The organism is Ruegeria faecimaris, assembly GCF_900182615.1.
Lineage (GTDB): Bacteria > Pseudomonadota > Alphaproteobacteria > Rhodobacterales > Rhodobacteraceae > Ruegeria > Ruegeria faecimaris.
In genome coordinates this window covers 1-16,144 of record NZ_FXTE01000024.1, presented here as the reverse complement: position 1 = coordinate 16,144, position 16,144 = coordinate 1, and the positions used below count along the sequence as shown (strand labels likewise).

General features: G+C 53.9%; 17 protein-coding genes and 2 pseudogenes. 12 read left to right on the top strand and 7 right to left on the bottom strand.

Features of this window, described 5'->3' with window-relative positions; genetic code table 11:
* Positions 1-203: 203 nt before the first annotated feature.
* The 4 genes from FN806_RS20025 to FN806_RS20010 all read right to left on the bottom strand — a co-directional run bounded on the left by FN806_RS20025 (position 204) and on the right by FN806_RS20010 (position 3,526).
* The gene (locus FN806_RS20025; RefSeq protein WP_142640378.1) at positions 204-827 is read right to left on the bottom strand and encodes a class I SAM-dependent methyltransferase; all 624 of its coding nucleotides are present in this window, start codon (positions 825-827) and stop codon (positions 204-206) included.
* Positions 828-836: 9 nt separating this feature from the next.
* A complete protein-coding gene (pssA, locus tag FN806_RS20020) occupies positions 837-1,583 on the bottom strand; it encodes a CDP-diacylglycerol--serine O-phosphatidyltransferase (RefSeq protein WP_142640377.1) in 747 nt (248 codons plus the stop codon).
* 12 nt (positions 1,584-1,595) lie between these two features.
* Positions 1,596-2,270, bottom strand: a complete 675-nt coding sequence (locus FN806_RS20015; protein ID WP_142640376.1) for a phosphatidylserine decarboxylase — start codon at positions 2,268-2,270, stop codon at positions 1,596-1,598.
* 425 nt (positions 2,271-2,695) lie between these two features.
* A complete protein-coding gene (locus FN806_RS20010; RefSeq protein ID WP_246097362.1) occupies positions 2,696-3,526 on the bottom strand; it encodes an IS5 family transposase in 831 nt (276 codons plus the stop codon).
* Positions 3,527-3,724: 198 nt separating this feature from the next.
* Here FN806_RS20010 and FN806_RS20005 point away from each other — a divergent pair, with 198 nt between their 5' ends.
* Genes FN806_RS20005 through FN806_RS19985 form a run of 5 tightly spaced genes read left to right on the top strand, consistent with a single transcriptional unit; the run spans position 3,725 to position 7,365 of the window.
* Positions 3,725-4,345 (top strand): glutathione S-transferase family protein, encoded by a 621-nt coding sequence (locus tag FN806_RS20005; protein ID WP_085822351.1) that lies wholly within the window; start codon positions 3,725-3,727, stop codon positions 4,343-4,345.
* A gap of 33 nt (positions 4,346-4,378) precedes the next feature.
* Complete coding sequence (locus tag FN806_RS20000) at positions 4,379-5,047, top strand: cupin domain-containing protein (protein WP_142640375.1); 669 nt, start codon at positions 4,379-4,381, stop codon at positions 5,045-5,047.
* Positions 5,047-5,730, top strand: coding sequence for an SDR family NAD(P)-dependent oxidoreductase (locus tag FN806_RS19995; protein ID WP_142640374.1), 684 nt, complete (start codon positions 5,047-5,049; stop codon positions 5,728-5,730). The genes FN806_RS20000 and FN806_RS19995 overlap by 1 nt, the downstream gene beginning before the upstream one ends.
* A 3-nt stretch (positions 5,731-5,733) precedes the next feature.
* Positions 5,734-6,792 carry a flavin monoamine oxidase family protein gene (locus FN806_RS19990; protein WP_142640373.1) on the top strand — a complete coding sequence of 353 codons (1,059 nt, stop codon included), beginning with the start codon at positions 5,734-5,736 and terminating at the stop codon, positions 6,790-6,792.
* Positions 6,793-6,795: 3 nt separating this feature from the next.
* Positions 6,796-7,365, top strand: coding sequence for a TetR/AcrR family transcriptional regulator (locus tag FN806_RS19985; RefSeq protein WP_142640372.1), 570 nt, complete (start codon positions 6,796-6,798; stop codon positions 7,363-7,365).
* A 295-nt stretch (positions 7,366-7,660) separates the two neighbouring features.
* Here the strand turns inward: FN806_RS19985 and FN806_RS19980 are convergent.
* Both FN806_RS19980 and FN806_RS19975 read right to left on the bottom strand, forming a co-directional pair.
* A pseudogene (locus FN806_RS19980) lies at positions 7,661-8,448 on the bottom strand (IS5 family transposase).
* 120 nt (positions 8,449-8,568) lie between these two features.
* Positions 8,569-9,249 carry a GntR family transcriptional regulator gene (locus FN806_RS19975; RefSeq protein WP_142640371.1) on the bottom strand — a complete coding sequence of 227 codons (681 nt, stop codon included), beginning with the start codon at positions 9,247-9,249 and terminating at the stop codon, positions 8,569-8,571.
* 341 nt (positions 9,250-9,590) lie between these two features.
* Here FN806_RS19975 and FN806_RS19970 point away from each other — a divergent pair, with 341 nt between their 5' ends.
* The 7 genes from FN806_RS19970 to uxuA all read left to right on the top strand — a co-directional run bounded on the left by FN806_RS19970 (position 9,591) and on the right by uxuA (position 15,832).
* Positions 9,591-10,574: a TRAP transporter substrate-binding protein gene (locus tag FN806_RS19970; protein ID WP_142640370.1), complete on the top strand. Its 984-nt coding sequence runs from the start codon at positions 9,591-9,593 to the stop codon at positions 10,572-10,574.
* A gap of 93 nt (positions 10,575-10,667) precedes the next feature.
* Positions 10,668-11,162 (top strand): TRAP transporter small permease, encoded by a 495-nt coding sequence (locus FN806_RS19965; protein WP_142640369.1) that lies wholly within the window; start codon positions 10,668-10,670, stop codon positions 11,160-11,162.
* Entirely contained in the window at positions 11,159-12,469 is a 1,311-nt protein-coding gene (locus FN806_RS19960; protein ID WP_142640368.1) for a TRAP transporter large permease, read from the top strand. Before FN806_RS19965 ends, FN806_RS19960 begins: the two co-directional genes overlap by 4 nt.
* Positions 12,470-12,565: 96 nt before the next feature.
* The gene (locus FN806_RS19955) at positions 12,566-13,309 is read left to right on the top strand and encodes an SDR family NAD(P)-dependent oxidoreductase (RefSeq protein WP_142640367.1); all 744 of its coding nucleotides are present in this window, start codon (positions 12,566-12,568) and stop codon (positions 13,307-13,309) included.
* An 18-nt stretch (positions 13,310-13,327) separates the two neighbouring features.
* A complete protein-coding gene (locus tag FN806_RS19950) occupies positions 13,328-13,639 on the top strand; it encodes a cupin domain-containing protein (RefSeq protein ID WP_142640366.1) in 312 nt (103 codons plus the stop codon).
* Positions 13,640-13,644: 5 nt separating this feature from the next.
* Positions 13,645-14,565, top strand: a complete 921-nt coding sequence (locus FN806_RS19945; protein WP_142640365.1) for a sugar kinase — start codon at positions 13,645-13,647, stop codon at positions 14,563-14,565.
* A gap of 31 nt (positions 14,566-14,596) precedes the next feature.
* A complete protein-coding gene (gene uxuA / locus FN806_RS19940) occupies positions 14,597-15,832 on the top strand; it encodes a mannonate dehydratase (protein ID WP_142640364.1) in 1,236 nt (411 codons plus the stop codon).
* Positions 15,833-16,036: 204 nt separating this feature from the next.
* Here the strand turns inward: uxuA and FN806_RS19935 are convergent.
* Positions 16,037-16,144 (bottom strand): annotated as a pseudogene (locus tag FN806_RS19935) (IS5/IS1182 family transposase); the annotation flags it as partial.

Sequence of the window (16,144 nt, the reverse complement as noted above, 5' to 3'; positions counted from 1 at the left end):
AGACGGGACATGCCTTGACCCATCAGAACTTCAACTTGCCGTAACTTCGAGACAATCTCTTCCGGCTTCGGTCTCTTGTTTGCCATTCTAGGTCCTCCGTTTCCTAAACATAAAGGGGGACCAGTTCAGTTGGGGAGGCTCAAGAAAAGCTGGTGTTGCTCAGTTTCCTGTTTGCAGTCGTACCAAGTTCTTTCACTGAACAGTTACGTGACAACTGATTTTTTCAGTACCAAAAATGTCATCATCCCCAGAGGTGGAAGGGTTCTTTGCTCCTCTACGGCAAGCGCATCCTCTTGCAGTACTGTTTCAATATCGAAATCAGAATGCCAGCCAATCGTATTTGCGACCGGAGCAATCGCGCGTTCCAAGGATGCGAGCAACCCCCGCTTTCGTTGGAAATGGTTGGTAATTACTACTTTTCCACCCGGTTTACAGACCCGTGCTATTTCCGCCATTACCCTTTCCGGTTCCGGTACGACGGATAGCACGTGCATTGCCGCAACCGTATCGAAATAGTTGTCTGGAAAATCAAGCGTGCGCGCATCCATTTGCCTCAGCTCGGCAACATGGTTCAGCGATAGATCTTTTGCTTTGTCGCGCGCCTTTTGCAGCATGTCCTCACTGAAATCGATTCCGGTCACTTGCGTTTCGGGCCCGTAATGTTCCAGCGAAAGTCCGGTGCCGACGCCAACCTCCAAAACTTTGCCTGGACGTCTATTGATAAAATCAACCGCATGCTGCCGCCCGACATTGGTAACTGCCCCAAACGTCTTGTCGTAGATGGGGGCCCAGCGAGCATAGGAAGTTTGAACGGCTTTGATGTCCATATCGAGTCCTTAACGGTCAGAAGGTATTCCCCTGTCGAGCCACGCCCAGGCGACCGTGCCCACATATCCGAAACAAAGCACAATCAACGTAGCCCAGGCGAAAGTCAGCAATGCGGCCCCCGCAACAGCGACACCGATGAGAAAAAACTTTGCGTTCTCGCGCGAGATTCGCGTCGTCTTGAATGACCAGGTCGGTATTTGGCTGATAAGCAGAAGACCTATGATCACCATATAAAGGCAAATCAATATACTGGGCAGCAAAGGGGCATCGGCGAAGGCGAAGGACAGATACATTGGCAACATGACAAGCAGCGCCCCTGCAGGGGCGGGGACTCCCTCGAAATAGGCCCCATCTTGATCGCAGGTTTCGGATTTGCCGCCCACATTGAACCGGGCAAGTCGCATGACGCAGCACACCGCAAAAAACAGAACCGCAATCCAAGCCGCACTGCGTATATCCTGCAAGGCCCAGAAATAAAGAACGAGCGGTGGGGCGACCCCGAAGTTCAAGAAATCTGCAAGTGAGTCCAGTTCGGCTCCCAGTTTGCTGTCACTGCTGAGAAGGCGCGCAATACGGCCATCCAGCCCATCCAGCACACAGGCGGCAATTATCAACTGGACAGCGAGCACGTAATTGCCCTGAACGCCAAATCTGATTGCCGACAGGCCCGCGCATATGGCCGTTATGGTCAACGCATTGGGCAACAAGTGGATCAGCGCAAACTCGGTCTCTTCCTGTTTGGATGGTTTTGCCACTGATCCAGTTACCTACTTTTCTTCAAGGGTGGGCAAACTGGCAAGGACGGTTTCGCCCGCAATCATCGTTTGCCCTACACGCACTTGTAGGACCACGCCATCAGGAAGATAAACATCCAGCCGAGACCCGAAGCGGATCAATCCAAATCGTTCGCCAGTTTGCATCGCTGCGCCTGGCTTCACGAAGCAGACGATCCGTCTGGCCACGAGGCCGGCAATCTGGACAACAGCCAGATCCTGACCGTTTTTCATACGAATGCGCAGGCTGTTGCGCTCATTATCAGCACTGGCCTTGTCCAGGGATGCGTTGAAAAACTTGCCGGGGCGATATGCAACAGCGGTAATCTCACCTTCAATTGGCGTGCGGTTCACATGACAGTTGAAGACACTCATGAACACACTGACACGGGTGAGAGGCGTGTTAGGCATCCCAAGCTCGTTCGGCGGCACCGCCGCTTCGATCAGCGAAACCACCCCGTCCGCTGGGCTGACGATCAACCCTTCTCCAGTGGGTGGCACGCGTTCCGGGTCGCGAAAGAAATAGTAGCACCAGATCGTGAGACCGACACCAATCCAGCCCAGAACGTTAGACAGTAGAAACAGACCGACCGTAATGGCGGCAAAGATCGCGACAAACCGAATACCTTCCGGGTGCATCGGTTTGATGAACGTATCGCGCATGCGCATTGCAATCTTTCCCCTAGGTCAACTGATTGAACTTCATAAGTGGATTGGTAGGGAAGGCAAGTGGGACTATTGCGGTGGGCAAAGATTGATGGCGGGGTGTTACAATTTTATGGGTTCTACTGACAGCTTTTTTGATGCCCAGGTATCGGCGGTCGGACTAGGCGCCAGATTTCCGTTGTGGTATTCCACGACCTTGTTGCATGGATCAGGTTTGAGACGAATTTGCCCCATACCCCATCACGTTAGAAGACGCGTTCGTACTCCGAACGATTGAGAGATGTCATGCGGTTGAGCGCTTTTGATGCAATTTTCGCTTCAGCTATTTGCCGGTCGAGATCACACGCTTGCAGGCGATCGCCGATAACTTGTTTCCATCTGCCGATCTAGGCTTCAACCCGTGATCGCTGGTTGTCTCCCGTCTCACTTTACCAGTTCATTCTGCCATGTTCAGCGATGGTATCGATGTGTTGATTGCGCCGTGCATTCTCGCCGCGAACCGCGTTTTTAGGTGGGGGTATAATGATCTCAATCCTGGATCCGAACTTGTCCAACAGACAGTCTGCAACACATTGGCCGTCATATGCTCCATCCGCCAGAAAGCGGTTCACATCAACATCCATGTCAGCTAGCAAATCTGGCAGTGCCGTTTCATTGCCCACGTGTTCGGTGGTCAATTCCGTTGCAGCGATATCACCGGTTTCCGGGTCAAGCCTGATGTGGAGCTTGCGCCATGTTTTGCGCGCCTTCCTGATGCCGTGTTTTTCTCCATGCCAGCCCTTGTCGCCACGCACTTTCAGGCCTGTGCTGTCCACAATGAGGGTGATTGGCTTATTTGCGTCTCGCCGGTTTTGGACAATCTTCATCCGCTTACCGCGTCGCGACAAGGTCGAGAAGTCCGGTACTACGAGGTCAATGCCCATCAGCCTGGCAATCGACCGCATGAAACTCTGAGTTTGTCTGAGCGGAAGTCGAAACACGACCCGCAGAGTGAGACTGATCTCGATTGCCAGATCTGAATAAAGCGATTGACCGCCGCGTGTCTTGCGGCGTGGCGAAGCCCAGTTCTTCACAACATCATCAGAAACCCAGATCGTCACATCACCTTGACGCCGGAGACTTTCGTCGTATTCCGAGCAGTTCGTAACACGATACGTAGCCTTGGGAAACTTGTTGCGACGGGCATTATTGAATTTGTAGGGATGTATCGCCGCTCGCGTCAGAGTGAGCGGCGGCGAAATCGCGGCTCGGCGATCCATGCAACAACATCATTTTGCGGGACTTTATTGTTATTCATTAGGACGACACAAATGACCGCTTCGAAGGAAGCTGGCATCAAATCCAGACGCTGCTAAACTTATCATCGTAACAACCTTGTTATCGCAACGACCAAAATACATCTTGCCCAAGATATCTACCTACTAGTAGATAGATGTCAGTTCACAAGGAGTGACGACATGAAAATCTATGATACTGAGGGATTCCCAAACCCCGCACGTGTGCGCATTGCGCTTGCTGAAAAAGGCGCAACAGACCAGGTCCAATTCGTTCCGGTTGACGTGATGGGTGGCGAACATCGCACCGAGGCCTTTAAAGCCAAGAACCCTGATGCCGTTGTGCCCTGCCTTGAGTTGGCGGACGGTACACATATTTCGCAGTGCAATGCGATTACAGAATATATCGACAACCATTTCGAAGGCCCGTCGCTGACCGGAGAGACACCAAAACAACGTGCGCAAATTTCGATGATGAACCTGCGTGCAGAAAATGGTCTGCTGAATGCTGTGGGAACCTACTTTCACCATGCCACACCAGGCCTTGGTCCAGACCTTGAGACCTATCAATGTGCTGAATGGGGCAACAAGCAAAAGCAAGTTGCTGGTCAGACAATGGCTTACTTGGATGAAGTTCTGGCTGACAATGAATATCTGGCTGGTTCTGAGTTTTCGGTTGCTGATATCACAGCGTTTGCCGGTCTTGCCTTTGCGGACTTTGCGAAGGTCGACATTCCAGAGACACTCTCCAATCTGACGGCATGGCGTGCAAAGGTCTCGGCACGGCCCAGCATCGCAGGTTAAGGACGCGATACCACTCAAGCCGAAAGGAAAAACATGGAACTGAACGCAGACTTTAAAACACGCGTGGTTGTTCATTCTGAACAGCTTGAGTGGAACGCTTCGCCTATGCCCGGTGTGGATCGGCGTATGTTGGACCGCATCGGCGGCGAAGTTGCCCGTGCCACGACGATAGTGCGCTATGCGCCGGGCAGCAAATTTTCGGAACACACCCATACAGGTGGCGAAGAATTCATCGTGCTTGATGGTGTATTTCAGGACGAACATGGCGACTTCCCCGAAGGGACATATGTGCGCAATCCTCCCACCACTGCACATACGCCGGGGTCAGAGCCGGGCTGCACGATCTTTGTAAAGCTGTGGCAGTTCGACATGGCCGACCGCAATCAGTTTCGCAAAACCATGGCCGAAGAACTGACCGATCCTGTGGATGGTGTCGCAACGGCTGAACTACACCGTGATGCGCGTGAAACAGTTACCTACAGCCACCTTGATGCAGGCGCGACACTGGAAAATACCGATGTGGGTGGGATCGAAATACTGGTGATTGCCGGTTCCGTCACCGAAGGCAGCGATACGCTTGAAAAAGGAGCATGGCTGCGACTGCCGGAAGGCGATCAACTGTCTGCAACGGCTGGCCCTGATGGGGCAAAGCTGTGGATCAAGACGGGTCATTTGCCCCACGCCAAACCGCCTGCCGTCTGATGAGTGTTGAAAAACCTTTGGTCCTTGTGGCCGGCGCGGGGGCTGGCCTTGGTCAGTCCCTGTTGTCCCGTTTCACAAAAGATGGCTTTGCTGCCGTTGGCTTGGGACGCACCCAACCTGAAACGGTGATTGGCCAGTTCTTTGAGATGGACCTGACGGACGAGAGTGCCGTTCCCAGCCTCCTGGCACAGGTTATCGCAGAACATGGCCCGCCCAAGGTTGTGATCCACAACACGAGCGAACTGATCATCGCGCCTTTCGCAGAAACCCGGCTTGCTGATTATCAACGCACGTGGGGATCGATGGTGCAGTCTGCCATTTTGCTTGCCCAATCGACACTGCAACCGATGGTCCGCGCTGGCGGTGGTACGTTCATTGTATCTGGCGCCACAGCGTCCTTGCGGGGTGGTACAAGATTCTCGGCCTTTGCCAGCGCAAAATTCGCCTTGCGCGGCCTGACGCAATCGCTTGCACGGGAGTATCAACCAGCAGGTGTTCATGTCTGCCACGCGATTCTGGACGGTATCATTGATACAGCGCGATCTCGGGACCTGCACAACCTTGATCCGGGCAAGATGATGAAGCCCGAGGACATCGCAGAGGCCTACTGTAGCCTCGCCCGCCAACCCAAATCCACATGGACGCACGAGCTAGATCTGCGCCCGGCATCCGAAGGGTTCTAGCGCATGCAAACGCTGATTGTCGGCGGCGGGTTGTCAGGACTTGTCTTAGCCGAACGTCTTGAGGCGCAAGGGCGCGACTATATGCTGATTGAGGCCCGCCCGCGGTTTGGCGGGCGAATCATGACGCAGCATCTGGAGGCAGGCTACTTTGACATGGGGCCTGCCTGGTTCTGGCCGGGCCAGCCACGTATTGCAGCTCTGATTGATCGGTTTGGTCTGACAAAGTTCGACCAATTCGCCGATGGCGCTCAGACCTTTGAGGATGAACATGGCAACGTGCAACGCGGGCAGGGTTTTTCATCAATGGAAGGGTCATGGCGGCTAAAGGGAGGGTTGGCTGCTCTGACAGACGCATTGGCCAACTGCCTGCCGGATCATCGCAAACAGCTAAACGCGCCGGTTGTTAAACTTGACATGTCCGGCGATCAATTCATTGCAACAACGGCAAAGGGCGAACAGATCCACGCGGATCAAGCTGTCCTCGCTGTGCCCCCACGTGTTGCGGCCGAAATCGCATTTTCGCCCGCATTGTCTGCCGAAGCCGCCCAAACCATGAAAGGCATCGCGACATGGATGGCAGGTCAGGCCAAGGCTGTTGCGGTGTACGACAAACCATTCTGGCGCAAACAAGGACTGTCCGGTGATGCAATGAGCCGGAAAGGACCGATGGTCGAAATCCATGATGCATCCCCCCCTGAGGGCGGACCATACGCGCTATTTGGCTTCATCGGTGTACCGCCCCAAGGTCGCGCGGACGAACAACTGCTGCGTCAGCACCTGCACGCTCAATTAACACGGTTGTTCGGGCCTGAAGCCGCCGAGCCCCAAAAGCTCTACTTGAAAGACTGGGCCATTGATCCTTACACTGCAACTGAGGCGGATAAGGTACCTCTATATGCCCATCCGACATACGGTCTACCGAAGGCGATGAGCAATCTGTGGAACGGAAAGCTGCATTTCGCAGGAACAGAGGTCGCCCCGGTTTTCGGCGGCTATATCGAAGGTGCTTTGGAAGCGGCAGAGAATGTCCTACACAGCCTAAACGCCCAAAATCTTGGATAACACATGGCGACCGACACCAAGACAACTCTGCTCAATTCGGCTGAACGGGCCGCGCGCAGGCGTGGCTTTGATGGGTTCAGCTATGCCGACCTGGCCGCCGACGTCGGAATCACAAAGGCCAGCATTCACCATCATTTCGCCAGCAAGGCAGCTTTGGCCGTCGCGCTGATGCAGCGGTATTATTCAGATTTGGAAACCGCCTGTGGCGAGATTGATCAAGACCATGCAACAGGGGCGACGCGCTTGGCCGCTTTGATCAAGCGGTATCGTGGCGCACTTGAAGGTGGTCAAAGCTTGTGCCTGTGCGTGTCTTTTTCGACCAGTACAGAAAATCTATCAGCAGACACGATTGCCGAGATGAACCGTTTTCGCACAATGATGACCGAATGGCTTGCGAGGGTATTTTCACTGGGTCAGGGCGATGGAACGATCCTACATGTTGCCGATCCGGCAGCAGAAGCCGCCGCAACACTGCCTTTGCTCGAGGGCGCACAACTGGCAGCCCGAGTAGCACAGGACCCGCAAAGGTTTGAAGCGGCAGTCCAGATTTTGTCCAAGCGATTGGTTCAATAAACCAATGCGCAACCCTTCGTCCTGACACTGGCTTTTGTCCGTTAGGACTTGAGCACGTTCAAAAACAGACATTGCTGCGCTCTGCAGCATTGGTCGTTTTGGGCTCTGAACGGACCTCAGATGCGATACGGCATCGGTTGTCCGCCTGCCCTACACAGATTGTGGACGGCCCGTTGCTACCATTGCCCGAGGATTAGCGATGCTGCAGTGAGGCCCGTCGGAGGAGATGAGGTGGATGGCTCCTGCTCCACCGGCATGGCAATGCGCAACAATGCAGTTGTTATCGACTGCTAGGTCATGTTGACAAATGGCGGATCCAGAGGCGGATTGAAGTGATATCCACGAAGCCGAGAAAGCTTTCGGCTGTCTTATCTTAGCGGGTAGCCACTCGCCGAGCATTCATAAGTTTGTTGAAACATCTCTCGACCAGGTTTCTTAGCCGGTAGAGAGGCCAATCCAACCCAACGCGCCTCTTTCGGGACTTTCGCATTGGGATCACCGGTCGAATGCTTCGGCTGTGCAGTTCGGTGCGAATACGGTCGGCATCGTAACCATTGTCGGCCAGCAGCACGACTGGCTCCGGCAGGTTGTCGTGCATGACCCGATCAAATCCAAGATAGTCCGATGTCTGGCCGGGTGTGATGTCCGTTCTCATCGGCAGCCCAGCGGCATTTACCCGGAGGTGGGTCTTGGTCGTGAAGCCGCCTTTTGAGCGGCCAAAACCCTGTTGCGGAGTCCCCCTTTTGCGCCCGCTGCCTGATGATGGGCACGAACCACTGTACTGTCGACCATTTGAAGAGCGTCAGGAACGATCTTGCTCTCGGTCAAGGCTTCCGGAATCTGTTCCCAGAGCCCCGCGAGAGTCGAGCGCCGGAACTGTCGGTAGACACTCGACCCCTTCCCAAACTCCTCAGGCAAGTCTCGCCGCGGGGCACCTGTACACGCAATCCAGAAAACACCATCAAGAACAAGGCGATGATTGGTAGGTTTGCGCCCATTCGGGGCACGGACCGAAAGGATGAACCGTTCAAAGAACGCCCACTCCTCGTCCGGCATTAGATTTCGTGCCAAGCTGGCCTCCATCGCAGATACCGGCTTGAATAACGATCAGAGGTCGTTGTGAATCCCTTTTGTCAACACGACCTAATATGTATGAATTTAGACTAGGGCGATGAGGCGAAAAGCCATCCGATATCTAGCTACCTATTCATCAAAGTATGCGTTATGCGTTGTGTAGATTGCCTGAATGGTTGGCGTCAAACGGTCAAGATGCGTACGAAGAACTTGATCCGCCGCCCACGCATCCCCGCTGAACAGGGCCTTTAAAAGAGATTGATGATCCAGATACAAATCATCCATTGCTTCTTTGCTGGTTAACGCCAGCATGCAAAGGCGGTCAACCTGCGCTTTGTTTTCGGCGATGATTTCAAACGCAAACGCCTGTTTGGCCGAGGCGCAAAGCAGTTTGTGAAACTGGTAGTCCAGATCATGGAACAAATTGACATCTTCTGCTGAGATTGCATCCGCCTGTTCACGAAGGTTAGCTTTTAATGCCGCGTCTACCGACTTGTCGCGATCTGACACGGCAGTGCGGATGACCTCCAATTCGACTGCGGCACGCACAAAGCGGGCATTCGCGATGAGCTGGCGTGAGAACGGTCGAACAACTGTCGCGCGTTGTGGCCGCACCAAAAGGAGATTGAGGTTGGAAAGTCGCGTGAAAGCCTCGCGCACAGGCTGGCGTGAAAACCCGAATGATTTCGCAACATCCGTTTCGGATATCTTTGTCCCTGGAAGCAGCTCCAGGCGGGTGATTTGTCCAAACAGTTCGTCAAAGACAACATCGCTACTCGTCGTACGTTCAAGGTTTCCCAAAGCTGCCATTTTTTGTTTTCCAACCTCTGTTTGGCGACATTGTGGCAGATCAGAGAGAGAATTAATAGAGCAAATTAGGATACTAGGTTACATTATATTCATTGTTCTAAAAGGAAAATATCACATATCTAAATAGCATCTAGAAAATTTATGTTGACTAGTATCCCAGTTATCGTGTTGGGTGTGCCCATCAACGAGGGCGGAGCAAGTGTGCTAGCTGGGAGGAAATCAGATCACCCAAATTGGGGTGAAGGCTGATCTGGCGTGACCACTTGTAAGGTTTCGAACACGATCGCCGGTCAAAGACGACTGGAAGAAAACAAGACCTGAACCTGATCTGGGAGGATAGAATGTTCAATTTTTCACTAAAGACGTTGGCTGTGACGGCTGTTTTGTTGGGCGGGGTTTCGACCGCGCAAGCTGATGTCACACTGCGCGGGGCAAGCATGTTTGATGAAGAACATGCATTCACTAAGACCTTGCGCGAGTTTGAACGACTGGTCGCAGAGAAATATGATGGCGAGGTCGAATTTGATCTGCGCCTGAATGGTGAGCTTGGGGTTGAATCCGATTACGTCACCTACCTCAACCAAGGTGTCGCCGTAGATTATACGATCCTTGCCCCGTCCAACATGGCGGTGTTTTCAGAGTCCATTCCTTTGATGGATATGCCTTTCCTGTTCCGTGATCTTGAACACTGGGATGCGGTCCTTTCGTCGGATGCGCTGAAACCCCTTGAGGACGATCTGCGCGAAGCTGCAGGTATCGTGATTGTTGGGTATCATGGCGGCGGTGTGCGGAACCTGGCCTCAGCCGAGCCCATCACAAACATGGATGAACTTGCCGGACACCGCATGCGCGTCATGGGGGCCCCAATTCAGGCCCAGACATTCTCAGCTGTTGGCGCGGCACCATCTGCCATTGCCTACAACGAAGTCTATAACGCAATCCAAACAGGCGTTATTGCCGGATTTGAGAATGAAGCGGCCTCGATCCAGAACCTGAAGTTCTACGAAGTTGCGCCGCATGTCTCATTGACCCAGCACACGATCACGGTGCGCCCAATTGTGATGTCAGCAAAAATCTTCGATGAACTGCCTGCTGAGTTGCAAGCCGCTATCATGGATGCCGGCGCCGAGGCCGGTGCTTTTGGCCGCGCGTTGGAGAGCGGTCAGGACGGCGAAAAACTTCAAGCAATGATCGACGCAGGTCAGATCGAAGTGCATGAGTTCGAGGGTCGCGAGAAAATGCTGGAACTGGTTCAGCCAGTGCAGGACGCCTATGCCGAAGAGCTGGGGGCGACAGAACTGCTCAACAACGTTCGCGGAATGTGATCTCCCAGCTGACGGGCGAGTAAGTAATCAAACTCGCCCGTTGGCATAAATCCCGATGCGCTTGGCGCGTCACATTGCGATGTAGGGTGGAACATGCTTGGAAAATATCTGGATAGGTTCTGCACTGGGCTTCGTATATTGCTTGGCGTGATGATGGGGGCATTGGCGATACCGGTCGCGATGCAAGTTGTCTCCCGCTACACCGGTTTGATCCCAACTTATCTTTGGACCGAAGAACTGGCGACGTTCCTGTTCGTCTGGATTGTGATGATTGGGTCTATTGTCGCTGTTTGGGACGGCACCCATTTTGACGTTCGGATTACCCGCAACGCAATGAGACCGCTGCCACGTTTGTTCCAAGACGGCATCGTTCACGTTGCCATCATGATTTTTGGGGCGTTCTTCCTGTTTTACGGCATCGAATACACCGAATTTGGGGGCAAACAGCGGTCGGTAATGATGCGTGCAAATCTTGCGATTACGCACATCTCGGTCCCGATTGCCGGAGGGTTTTGGTTTCTCCTGTCAGGCTACCGGTTGTCCGAAACCATCGCGAAATATCTAAACCGAGAGAGCAGCCAGACATGATCCTCGATACTGCAACTGCCGCCACGATGCTTATTGCTGGCTTTCTGGTGCTGATTTTCATCCGCATCCCAGTGGCATTCGCATTGGGTTTGGCGACCCTCCCGGTTGTGTTGCTTGAGCTGCGGCTGACCCCGTTCATCGTGCTGGATCGGATGTTCCAATCCTATAACTCCTTCATCTTATTGGCCGTTCCATTCTTTCTACTGGCGGCCAACCTGATGAATTCCGGCAAAGTAACCGACCGGCTGATCGAACTGGCCCGTGTGCTAACCGGCTGGATGCCCGGCGGATTGGGTCATGTAAATGTCGCTGTGTCGATGCTGTTCGCAGGTATCTCAGGGTCTTCTACAGCAGATGCGGCGGGTATCGGAAAAATCCTGATCCCTGCCATGCAAAAAGAAGGATACGATACACGGTTTGCCGTTGCCATTACCGCCTGCTCTTCGGTGATGGGGGTCATCATCCCACCATCGATCCTGATGATCGTCTGGGGCGGTGTCATGCAGGTCTCTGTCGGCGCGTTGTTTCTGGGTGGTGCAATTCCGGGCCTGATGATTGGCCTTGCCTTGATGGCCACGGTCTATGGCTTCGCAAAAGCCCGCAATTACCCGGTGACAGCGACGCCTAATTGGGGTGAGTTCTGGGCCGCTTGGAAAGGTGCCGCACTGGCTCTTTTGACGCCGGTCTTTGTGATTGGCGGTATCGTGGGCGGCCTCGTCACACCAACTGAAAGTGCAATCATCGCGGCGGGTTACGCGCTGATCCTGGGTATGTTTGTCTATCGGACGGTAACACCCAGAGATTTGGGCTTCATCCTCTACGATACGGCACGCTTTGCAGCCATTTCACTGTTTGCGATCGGCACTGCGTCGGCATTCGGCTGGCTACTGTCCTTCTACGATGCGCCGCGCTTGATCGTGAGTGTTTTGACTGCATGGCAGTTCGGAGCTTTTGGAACAGCTATTTTGATTGCCCTGCTGTTTCTGCTCTTTGGCCTGTTTATCGACGCAATCCCAACAATCATCATCCTTGGCACGGTTCTGATGCCGGTGGCACAGGCGGGTGGGGTCGATCCAATCGCATTTGCCATCATCGGTATCGTTTCTCTTGCCTTCGGGCTGGTGACGCCGCCCTACGGCTTGTGCCTGCTGATCTCGGCGGCAATTGGCGGCCTGAATGTTGTGCAAGTCCTGCGTGAGGTCGTGCTTATCCTTGCCCCAATGCTGGTCATCCTCATTTTGTTGGCGGCATTCCCCGAAATCATTCTGTGGCTCCCAAAGGCAGTTATGCCGGGGGCGTTCCGATAATGGCGTCTCAACTTGCGCTGTGAGCGCTCTGAGAGGGCCGCCAACTGAAACCCGTGACACAAGCGAAGCTGGCGCTTTGTAATAGGAAGGACCGACATGAAACTTGCAGGTAAAACCGCCATTGTAACCGGAGGAGGCCGAGATATTGGCCGCGCGGTTGCGATCAAACTCGCCTCTGAAGGCGCAAATGTTGCGATCAACTATTTTTCCAGCTCAAACGGCGCGGATGAAGCTGTTGCCGCAATCGAAGCCAACGGCGGTAAGGCGATTGCCGTGCAGGGCGACCTGAACAAGAAGGCGGATGTTGACGCGCTTGTGTATCGCACGGTCGAAACCTTTGGCGGCGTCGATATTCTGGTCAATAATGCAGGCGGTCTGATCGCCCGCAAAACCATTGCGGAAATGTCTGTTGAACATTGGGACGCCGTGATGAGCCTGAATCTGACCAGCACATTCCTGATGACGCAGGCTTGCTTGTCCAGGATGAAGTCTGGAACTATCGTCAATCTCGCCAGTCAGGCCGGGCGCGATGGTGGTGGACCGGGTGCCGTCGCCTATGCCACAGCCAAGGGCGCGGTCATGACCATGACACGCGGTTTGGCAAAAGAGGTCGGCCCCGACATTCGTGTGAATGCACTTTGTCCTGGCATGATCGATACCGATTTTCACAATGTTCATACACCTGATGCTGGTCGACGCGGCTTTGAAGCCAACGCACCGCTAAAGCGTCAGGGTCATGTCGATGACGCTGCAAATCTCGTTTTATTTCTGGCCTGCGAGGACAGTGCCTTCATCACGGGCGCAAACATTGATCTCAACGGTGGCATGCTGTTTTCCTAACAAGCAAGGAGAGAATCTGTGCCCAATTTCCCGATCGTCTCTACAGGTGAACATGTCACGCGGCAGGTGCTATCTGATCATCCTGACCTCATGGTTGTTGCCTTCCGGTTTCACGCGACCGGGGCGATTGGTGCCCTGCACAGCCATCCGCATGTGCAGGCGACCTATGTCGAAAGCGGTCGATTTCGGTTTACGTTGGGTGAGCACGAACAAGAGTTTGGCCCCGGTGAAAGTTTTGTCATCCCGCCCGGCCAAACCCATGGCTGCACATGCCTGGAACCTGGGACATTGGTCGACAGTTTCACGCCCCGCCGCGATGATTTTCTGTAACTGATATGCGTGTACTGGCAATCGGCGAATGCATGGCAGAACTTGCCCCATCTGAACGGGTTGGTGAATTCAAGCTTGGTTTTGCGGGCGATACCTTCAATACAGCATGGTATCTTGCACAAATCGCCGCAGATATCGACGTCAACTATCTGACGGCTGTCGGAGATGATGCGATTTCGCAGGATCTGCGGGCGTTCATGAAAGACAGCAGGATATCCGACACGCACGTCCAAGTCATTGCGGGCAAAACGATTGGGCTATATCTCATCCATCTCAGCAATGGTGAGCGCAGTTTTTCATACTGGCGCAGCGACTCTGCCGCCAGGCAACTTGCGGTCGACGAGATTGCACTCGGGCGGGCAGTTAAGGGCGCAGACTTAATCTACTTTTCTGGAATAACCCTCGCTATTCTCGATCCACAATCACGCGAAATTCTGTTAATTGCGTTGCGTCGTGCACGTGCATCCGGAACGACTGTTGCCTTTGATACAAATCTAAGACCACAGCTTTGGTCTACGCCGCAGGAAATGACAGACACAGTTATGAAAGCTGCTGCGCAATCCGATATCGTTCTGCCATCTTATGATGACGAAGCCGTATGGTTCGGGGACGGCGATTCAATTGCGACGTTGGATCGGTATGCAAAGGCTGGTGTCGATCAGATTGTCGTCAAGAACAGCGCGCAGCCTGTGGTTTTTCAAAAAGCAGGTCAACGTGGAGAGGTAGGCGTTGATCCAGCGAGGGGCATTGTCGATACCACTGCGGCAGGGGACAGTTTCAATGCAGGTGTCTTGGTAAGCGTTGTTAGGCAGGATGATTTGGCAACAGGCATACGCAAGGGGTGTCGTCTGGCAGGCCATGTCGTCCGTCACAAAGGCTCACTCGTCCCGGTTAACTTAGATCTTGGTAAGGATGAGTCGGGTTAGTGATACGTCTTGATCAAGGAGTAGCAAGATCATGAAACAGACTTGGCGCTGGTTTGGCCCTTCTGATGCGATCTCCATTGGTGAAATCAGGCAAACCGGTGCAACCGGCATCGTCTCAGCCTTGCACCATGTTCCAACAGGAGAGGTTTGGCCAGTCGAGCACATCAAAGAGCGGCAGCAACAGATTGAGCAGCCCGGAGGCGTTCCATCTGGATTGACCTGGGACGTTGTTGAAAGCGTTCCGGTGTCCGAAGCGATCAAATCGCAAACCGGCCCGGTAAGGCAACACCTTGAAATGTACAAGGAAAGCCTACGTAATTTGGCCGAATGTGGCATTCACACAGTCTGCTACAACTTCATGCCAGTGCTGGATTGGACGCGCACAGACCTGAGCCATCCGCTGCCACATGGTGGGCACGCAATGCGGTTTGATCTCTTGGATTTTGTCATGTTCGATTGTTTCATCCTATGCAGGCAACGCGCGGAGCAAGATTATTCAGCGGTGATCATAGAAGCCGCACGGGCCCGGTTTGCAGATCTGGGTGATGGAGATCGCCTGAAACTGTCGAACAATATCGTCGCTGGTTTGCCGGGGGCGAACGACAATTGGTCTCTTGAGGACGTGAAACGAAACCTCGAGGCATATGTTGGCGTGACGCCCGAAACCCTCCGCTCCAACCTGGTTGATTTCCTTTCCGAGGTTGTTCCAACGGCCGAAGACCTCGGCGTCCGGCTCTGTTGCCATCCAGATGACCCACCTTTTCCACTGCTTGGGCTTCCACGGGTCATGTCGTCGCAAAGTGATTACGCGACCGTGTTGGATGCCGTTGACAGCCCGGCAAACGGAGCAACGCTATGCACCGGGTCATTGGGTGTTGCCGAAGACTTCGACCCAGTATCCTTCATTGCTCAGCACGGCCATCGGATCCACTTTGTACATCTTCGCAATACCGTGCGGGACGGTTCAAGCGACCGCAATCGCCATAGTTTTTCCGAGTCTGAACATTTGGCAGGAGACACAGATATGGTTGCAACAATTCGCGCCTTGATGGTCGAAGAAACGCGGCGCCGCAATCAGGGGCGATCAGATTATGAGATTCCCATGCGCCCGGACCATGGCCACGCTTTGCTGAACGATCTCACTCGTCCTTCCCAGCCCGGCTACCCGCTCATAGGCAGAATGCGCGGCCTCGCCGAACTGCGCGGTGTTATGCACGGTTGCACTTTGATTTCACCTGGGTCCGATGCCAATATTCGCGGCATTTAAGCGAGCGTCTGCTCTTCCGGACAGATCAGACCTTTTGCCGGGCTTGATGATATCAGTATGTGAACAGAAGACGACAGTAACCTGTCGGCAGAAGTCCGCTGTGTGCGCGCTTTGGGTCTTGAGCGGTTGAAAATGCTGCGCTTTGCATGAAGGTCCGGTTCGAGGAAACCGGTTGGTCGAACTGTTGGCGCCTAGGGTCAGGACTCATAGCCAATAGATGACGAGAGCTGCGATGGCGATTGCTGAGAGGAAGACCTTCGGGCACCTGTCGTAACGGGTTGCCACACGGCGCCAATCCTTGAGCCAGCCAAA